General features: G+C 62.2%; 6 protein-coding genes. All 6 read left to right on the forward strand.

The window, feature by feature from the left end; all coding sequences use genetic code 11:
* Positions 1 to 882: chaperonin GroEL (gene groEL / locus MRY84_RS07425; RefSeq protein ID WP_291505094.1), on the forward strand; the 882-nt coding region annotated here is incomplete at its 5' end.
* A 465-nt stretch (positions 883 to 1,347) separates the two neighbouring features.
* Positions 1,348 to 1,683, forward strand: coding sequence for a hypothetical protein (locus MRY84_RS07430; protein WP_291505095.1), 336 nt, complete (start codon positions 1,348 to 1,350; stop codon positions 1,681 to 1,683).
* A gap of 344 nt (positions 1,684 to 2,027) precedes the next feature.
* On the forward strand, positions 2,028 to 2,399 hold the full coding sequence (locus MRY84_RS07435; RefSeq protein ID WP_291505096.1) for a hypothetical protein: 372 nt from the start codon (positions 2,028 to 2,030) through the stop codon (positions 2,397 to 2,399).
* Between the two features lie 1,045 nt (positions 2,400 to 3,444).
* The gene (locus MRY84_RS07440; protein ID WP_291505097.1) at positions 3,445 to 4,017 is read left to right on the forward strand and encodes a PAS domain S-box protein; all 573 of its coding nucleotides are present in this window, start codon (positions 3,445 to 3,447) and stop codon (positions 4,015 to 4,017) included.
* Positions 3,986 to 5,608, forward strand: coding sequence for a chaperonin GroEL (gene groL, locus MRY84_RS07445; protein ID WP_291505098.1), 1,623 nt, complete (start codon positions 3,986 to 3,988; stop codon positions 5,606 to 5,608). The genes MRY84_RS07440 and groL overlap by 32 nt, the downstream gene beginning before the upstream one ends.
* Before the next feature lie 25 nt (positions 5,609 to 5,633).
* Positions 5,634 to 6,011, forward strand: a 378-nt coding sequence (locus tag MRY84_RS07450) for a flavodoxin (RefSeq protein WP_291505099.1), incomplete at its 3' end; no start/stop codon positions are given.

The raw sequence follows: 6,011 nt of genomic DNA on the forward strand, positions 1-6,011 counted from the left end.
GAAGCCCTGGCGACGCTGGTGGTCAACACCATCCGCGGCATCCTGAAGGTCGTGGCTGTGAAGGCTCCTGGCTTCGGCGACCGCCGCAAGGCCATGCTGGAAGACATCGCCATCCTGACGGGCGGCAAGGTCATCGCTGAAGAAGTGGGCCTGTCCCTGGAGAAGGTCACGCTGGCCGACCTGGGCCAAGCCAAGCGCATCGAAGTGGGCAAGGAAAACACCATCATCATCGACGGTGCTGGTGCCGCTGCCGACATCGAAGCCCGCGTGAAGCAAATCCGCATCCAGATCGAAGAAGCGACCAGCGACTACGACCGTGAAAAGCTGCAAGAGCGCGTGGCCAAGCTGGCCGGCGGCGTGGCAGTGATCAAGGTCGGCGCTGCGACCGAAGTCGAAATGAAGGAAAAGAAGGCCCGCGTGGAAGACGCCCTGCACGCTACCCGCGCTGCTGTGGAAGAAGGCATCGTGGCCGGTGGTGGCGTGGCTCTGCTGCGCGCACGCCAGGCGGCTGGCGAGATCAAGGGCGACAACGCTGACCAGGACGCCGGCGTGAAGCTGATCCTGAAGGCCATCGAAGCGCCTCTGCGCGAGATCGTCTACAACGCTGGTGGCGAGCCATCGGTGGTGGTGAACGCCGTGCTGAACGGCAAGGGCAACTACGGCTTCAACGCTGCCAACGACACCTACGGCGACATGATCGAAATGGGTATCCTGGACCCCACCAAGGTGACCCGTACCGCTCTGCAGAACGCCGCTTCCGTGGCATCGCTGCTGCTGACGACCGAAGCCATGGTGGCCGAGGCTCCGAAGGACGACGCACCTGCCGGCGGCGGCATGCCCGACATGGGCGGCATGGGTGGCATGGGCGGCATGGGGATGTAATTCCCGGCCGCTCCGGGCGGAACCCAGGTTCTGCCCGGTAGCCCCCCAAACTCACCGGAGGTTGCAGATTGTTCCCCATGACAATCACTGCACTCAATGCATGACCAGGGTGGCTAGCCACCTGACAACCTCCAAGCCCCTCTCGCAGGGGCTTTTTTTTGCCCGCGTTTCCTTGGCCATACCCTCCAGGTCCGTTTAGAGCGGGTAATGAAAGGCTAATGAAACTCAGCGAAGCGGTCCTGTCGAGGCGCTGCGTCGCAGGCAGTACAAAGCATCACGACAAGGCGCAGTAACGACGCCAGAAGAGTTTGGTTCGCCGCCCTCAATTGGGAAAGGTTGCGCCGGGACGACGAATTTGCGCGCGGTTGATCGTCGTCATCTGGACAGCTCCCAGCTCCTGGACCATGGGACTTGGAAGCCTGGAATGGCTTTCCAAACATCCACCCGTCATGAATGGAGATCCCAATGAAACACCATGTTCCCACGTTACTTGTCGTCGCGGCATTGCTCCCAGCAGCTGCGCTTGCCCAGTCCACTGGCGAAGCTGAGTACCGGGAGCAGTGCATGAGAAAGCCGCCGCAAGGTACGCCAGCCGAGCAGGAGGCAACGCGCAAGCGCTGCATTGAAGAAGCCAAGAAAGCCGCCAGGGAGGATGTTCCCGGAATGGCGAATGAGCCAGGAACACCCGCAAAGGCGGGTACGTCGAAGGCTGAGCGGGATGCTGCGCGCGAAGCGCGACGGAAGGCGGGAGCTGAAGCGGCGCGGCAGCCAAAGCAGGATCCGAAGAACCCGACCAACTGAGTCGACGAGTCGCGATCCAGCCTAGCGCCCTTGCCCTCCGGCAATGACTTCTGGAATTGAACCAGCTCGTTTTCTCCGGGTGGGTGAAGCCCCTGTCCCTGCGGCTCGGCCGCACCACGCACTGCGGGGCTACGCGCAGCGCAGCAGGACGTGCCGTGGGACCGCAGTAGCAGTTCCGGCTGGCCCCGCTTTCCTTGCTGCCTTTCGGCTTGCTACGCCAGCGCTGCCTGGCGAGCAGGCGCCCCCTGCGGCGCTGTCCGGCCGACGGCTGAACGCCGCTCTGCCCGGCCGAGAACGATCGGTTCAGGGCCGCCTGTCAGAAATCACCGTTGATTGGAGAACTTATGTTGCGCCAACCTTTGCAACTCCACTTCACGAACGTTCCGTCTCCGGGCGCCATTGAACTCGCCGCACGGAGGAGGATACGTTGGATGGAGCAGGTGTATCCCGCCGTGCTCGAGTGGAACCTGAACGTCCAGAGTGTGGACTTCGATGACGCAACAGGGACTTTTGCCGCGACGACGCGCGCGCGCATCGTTGGTGGCGACGTGCTCAGCGGAAACGCCCAAGCGAGCGATCCCTTGGGCGCGGTACGACTCGCATTCAATCAACTGGAGTCGGCGCTCGAATCTGAGCACGACGATGCTCGCTCGAGAGCTGTGGAGTGGTTGAACGCGATGAAGCGGCGCATCGCTCACCGGGTCGAGCATGAGTGACCGGATTGCCGCTGCGTAGGTACGCTGGCGCAGCGGACTCGGCAAAGCCGCGGGTTCAAGGCCTTTGTTCCTCATCGGAGTGCGGAGCCTGCCAGCCGCAACTGCCGTTGCAAGCGAGGTGGCCAGTTGCGCTTTTGAGAAACCCCATATGGGGCGGTCAACTGGTGCTGAATCTGCCACCAGCCTGAATGGCATGCGGTGCGCAGGATACACGGCAGATTGACCACGTCAGCCCAAGATGCGGCCACCATGCTGGCGCATGAAGCAAGGGTGTCACCGCCCGCTGGCGCGCCACTGAAGGCAGGGGGCGCCTGCGCTTCGAATGGCGACCGCGGCCCATCATGCCCCGGTATACGGGCCGCGTGGAGCGCGGCCCAGTCCCGCCATCCTGCCGCTTTCGGCGCATCCGGCCAGCGAGCGATGACAGTTCCAAGGTACTGCGCGGACCATGGGTGCGACATGAGAAAAATCAAATGCGAGCGATGCGCGGTCGATAGATTGGCTTGCAATGAGCTGCCTCTTTTTGACCGTCCGCCTGCATTCACTGCAGGGTATCGCCGCTTCGGTCGCCCCAACAGACGGAGCAGCACGGCAGCGGAAGGAGGTTGAGAGGGTAAGCGCGGAACCGCGCCGCAAGCATATCTCCGGCGCCCTGGTCTGCGGCCCGACCGCGTCAGCAAACCCAAATCGGCAACGCTGAGCCTGCCGCTTTCTGAACCCGGCCCCCCAGTTTGGAAACAACCAGCGCTTGACAGGCATGGCATGGCATGGCAGCGGCGGAAGAAACGTTTGCACGCTGCCGTGCGTGACCGTGCCACGGGTACGGCTGCGGGGTCTGCGCAGGGGATGGCAGTGCAGATGCGGGTGTTTCTGGCACCGGACCACACTGGCACCGGATGGGGGTCGGTGCCTGCAATTTCACGGTTTTTTCGCCCACACCTTGCGTTTTTCCCGGAAACAGGCAATTTTCTTGTTGGGTACAAGGCACGTCAGTGTCAGGCTTGCGAACCGCCGCAGGTGTAAATTAGTGAAAAAGGAGGTGGGCATGGCTTCCCACAACTCGGACCCGCGCCTTGCCGGACTGCTGGATTCGGCCTTGGATGCGATCATCTCGGTCGACCATTCGCAGCGTGTTGTGATCTACAACCGGGCAGCGGAGCGAATCTTCGGCTGGCTGGCTGAGGAGATGATCGGACAACCGCTGCAAAGGCTTCTGCCCGAGCGCTTTCGCCGCAGCCATGCCGACTCGATCCGCCGGTTCGGCACCACCGGCGCAACCATGCGTCGCATGGGTGCCAGCAGAGTCGTTTACGGACTGCGCAAGACGGGCGAGGAGTTTCCTGCCGAGGCCTCGATCTCCCACGTCGTCACGTCGGAGGGCCGGCTGTTCACGGTCATCTTGCGCGACGTGACGGAGCGACACGAGTCCGATCAAGAGCAGATGCGGCTCGCTGCAAGGCTTTCCGGGCTTCTGGAAAGGCAGGAAGCCCCCAAGGGCCAAGCTCTCGCTTGCTGGGATGCGATTGACCTTTCTCAACTGCGGTCGGGGGGCGCTCTATCACCATGCGCCAAGGAGGTTTTCATCAATGCCTGCCAAGAAGCTGCTGTTTCGCGATGAAGCCCGCGACAAGATCCGTCGAGGTGTCGACACGCTCGCCGAAGCAGTGAAAGTCACTTTGGGCCCGCGTGGCCGCACAGTGGTGCTGGAGCGGGAGTTCGGGCCTCCGCAAATCGTCAACTCCGGGGTGGTGGTGGCAAAGTCAATCGAACTGGAAGATCGGTTCGAGAACATGGGAGCGCAGCTGATGCGTGAGGTGGCCGCGCGCACCAGCGAAATGGCGGGCGACGGCACAACGACTGCGACGGTGCTCGCGCATGGCCTGGTGCAGGAGGGCCTGAAGTACCTGGCCGCAGGAATGAACCCCATGGAAGTGAAGCGCGGGATTGAGCAAGCGATCGAAGTGGTGGTGACGGAACTGAAGAAGATGGCTCAGCCCTGCGCCACTCTACAGGAAATCGCCCATGTAGCCACGATATCTGCCAACAATGATCGGTCCGTGGGAGATCTGGTCGCCAAAGCCATCGACAGGGTTGGGCGGGATGGCGCCGTCTCGATCGAAGACGGGTCGGGTATCAGCAGTGAACTCGAAGCTGTCGAAGGACTCCAGTTCGACCGTGGCTGGCTGTCAGCCTACTTCGTGAACAACCCTGAGCGCCAGACCTGCGTACTGGAAGATGCCGCCATACTGCTGTACGACCAAAAGCTCGCGGGACTTCAGGAATTGGTGACACTTCTGGAGACAGTGGCCAAGGCGGGAACTCCGCTCCTTGTGATTGCCGAAGAGGTGGCGGCTGAAGCCTTGGCGACGCTGGTGGTGAACAGCTTGCGCGGAGTCATCAAGACCTGCGCCGTGAAAGCACCTGGCTTTGGCGACCGGCGCAAGGCAATGTTGCAGGACATAGCACTGGTTACGGGTGGGCATGTGGTCGCCTCCGAGATCGGGCTGACCCTTGAAAAGCTGAAGTTTGACCACCTGGGACGTGCGCGCCGTGTAGTGGTGGACAAGGAAAACACGACAATTGTTGGAGGCGCTGGCAACGCAATGACCATTGGCGAGCGGATCGCAACTTTGAAAAAGGAGCGAGAAAAGGTCACCAGCGACTATGACCGCGAGAAGCTCGACGAGCGCATCGCCAAGCTCTCAGGCGGGGTCGCCGTGATCAAAGTGGGCGCGGCCACGGAAACCGAACTGAAGGAGCGCAAGCTGCGGGTCGAAGATGCCTTGCACGCCACGCGCGCGGCCATCGAGGAAGGTATCGTGCCGGGCGGCGGAGTGGCGCTGCTGCGGGCGCGCAAGGCTCTGCAGGGTGTCAGCCTGCCCACGCTGGACGAGGATTCAGGCTTGAAGATCGTAGCTCGCGCACTCGAAGAGCCGCTCCGCCGCATCGTCCTCAATGCTGCTCAAGAGCCCTCCATCGTGCTGGATCGCGTCGATTCGCATGCCCAGCTGAGTTTTGGCTACAACGCAGCCCTGCGCGAGTACGGCGACATGTTCGAGATGGGCGTGATCGATCCCGCCAAGGTCACCCGGCTGGCGCTTCAGAACGCAGGTTCAATTGCCAGCCTCACACTCACCATCGACTGCATGGTCGCGGATGCTCCAAGAAAAGAGCCACAGCAGTTCACTGCGCCTTCGCCTGACATGTAGCGCGAGCAACACAAAAGGAGTCGATGTGGACAGCATTCTCGTTGTTTTCTACTCTTACACCGGCGTATCGCGCCGAGCCGCGCAGCTGATCGCAGCGCACTATGACTGGCCCATGGGCGAAATCCGCGACGCCCGTTTGCGGGCAGGTTTCTTGGGCGGCCTTCGCTGCCTACTGGACTCTCTGTTCAGGCGCCGTCCAGCCATTCGCTATGAGGGCCCCGACCCTGCGGGTTTTCGCACGGTCATTCTCATCTCTCCCATCTGGGCTTACCGGATGGCAGGTCCCATGCGCAGCTTTCTGGCGGAGAGGGGGGCACGCATCCGCCGCTTTGCGCAGGTGACGCTGATGAACGCGGTGGGCTCGTCGCAAGCAGTGGTCGAGGCGCAGCAATTGATCGGGCAC

The organism is Acidovorax sp. (genome assembly GCF_022763525.1).
Taxonomy (GTDB): domain Bacteria; phylum Pseudomonadota; class Gammaproteobacteria; order Burkholderiales; family Burkholderiaceae_C; genus Acidovorax.